At 64.8% G+C, this 1,739-nt stretch carries 2 protein-coding genes; both read left to right on the top strand.

From position 1 onward, the window contains the following. The coding region (locus tag WAW85_RS02600) for a phosphoribosylanthranilate isomerase (protein WP_422558099.1) at window positions 1–215 on the top strand (215 nt) is incomplete at its 5' end. A gap of 32 nt (window positions 216–247) precedes the next feature. Beyond that, window positions 248–1,739: PTS transporter subunit EIIC (locus WAW85_RS02595; protein ID WP_422558098.1), on the top strand; the 1,492-nt coding region annotated here is incomplete at its 3' end.

Below are 1,739 nucleotides of genomic sequence, written 5' to 3'. Positions count from 1 at the left end.
GGCCCGGGTCGGGCGAGCAATGGGACCTGAGCGCGGTCGGCGAGCACGCCCCCGCCGGGCGGTGGCTGCTGGCTGGCGGACTGCGCCCGGATAACGTCGCCGCGGCCATCGCGCAGGCGCAGCCATGGGGTGTGGATGTCTCGAGCGGGGTCGAGTCGGCACCCGGAGTGAAAGACCCGGTGAAGATTCGGGAGTTCCTTTCGGCAATCCGCTGATCGGCGCGCCGCCACGGGTTTAGCCTTCGGACATGGCCCAGAAGCAGGACGCCCAGGCGATCGTCGATGCGCTCGGTGGTGCTGGCAACATCACCCACCTCACGCACTGCGCCACGCGGCTGAGATTTGAACTCGCGGACTCGGAGAACGTCGACAAAGCGACCGTCGAGGCCATTCCGGTGGTCCTGGGCGCCGTCCCGCAGGGCGCCGGGCATTACCAGGTGGTGATCGGCGGCGGCGTCCAGGACGTCTACAACGACATCATGGCGCTGCCCGCCATGGCCAAGGCCGGATCCGGCAGCGATGCCGACGCGGTCAAGGCTGCCGCCCGGGCGCAGGGCCCGCGCGGCAAGATCAGCTGGATCGACGGCCTGTTCGAGTTCCTCTCCGACTCGTTCCGGCCAGTCCTCGGCGCACTACTCGGCGCGTCGCTGTTCATCACCTTCATGTCCCTGATGGCGACGCTCAACGTGATCCCCGCCTGGAACGACCCGACGGCGCCGCCGCTGTCGCCGTCGTGGACGTTCGTCAACCTAGCGTGGCAGTGTATTTTCGTCTTTCTGCCACTGATGATCGCCTATAACGCCTCAAAGAAGGTCGGCGCCGATCCGTGGGTCGGTTTCGGCATCATGGCCGTGCTGATGCTGCCCGGGTTCATCGCTTTCAGCGAGAACGCCACCCAGCACACGATCTTCGGCTTCGACGTGCAGACCATCGAGGTTTTCGGTCTGCCGCTGACCATCAACGATTACAGCTCACAGGTCTTCCCGCCGCTGCTGATGGCGGCGCTTCTCGGGCCGCTGTACAAGTTCCTCAAAAAGCTCATCCCCGCCAGCGTGCACCTGGTCTTCGTACCGTTCCTGGCGATGCTGATCATGATCCCGGTCACTGCATTCTTGATCGGCCCGATCGGCGTCTACGCTGGCGCCGCACTGGGTGACGGGCTCAAGGCGGTCAACGACTTCTCGCCGTTCATCTTCGCCATCGTCATCCCGATGGCCTACCCGTTCATGGTCCCGTTGGGTCTGCACTGGCCGATCAACGCGATCATGCTGATCAACATTCAGACCTTGGGCTACGACTTCATCCAAGGCCCCATGGGTGCCTGGAACTTCGCGTGTTTCGGCGCCACCGCCGGCGTGCTGGTCCTGGCGTGGCGGCAGAAGGATCTCCAGATGCGCCAGACGGCGACCGGTGCGCTCACCGCCGGGCTGCTCGGCGGCATCTCCGAACCGTCGCTCTACGGCATCCATTTGCGCTTCAAACGGATCTATCCACGCATGCTGGTCGGCTGTTTTGTGGGCGGTCTGATCATCGGTATCGGCGGCGGCGTCACCACCAACGCCTTCGTGTTCACGTCGCTGCTGACCATTCCGGCCTTCAGCAATATGTTCCTCTATATGGGCGCCGTGCTCGCCGCATTCTTCACCGCGATGGTCCTGATCATCCTGTCCGGCTATCGCTCCCCCGAGGAGCAGGCAGAGTTCGAGGCGATGCAGGCCGCGGACGCTGCCGCTGCCGCCG

Origin of the sequence: Gordonia sp. (in: high G+C Gram-positive bacteria), assembly GCF_049299075.1 — a bacterium.
Taxonomy (GTDB): Bacteria; Actinomycetota; Actinomycetes; order Mycobacteriales; family Mycobacteriaceae; genus Gordonia.
Note: the sequence above shows the minus strand (reverse complement) of the source record. Positions and strands in the feature narration are given on the sequence as shown.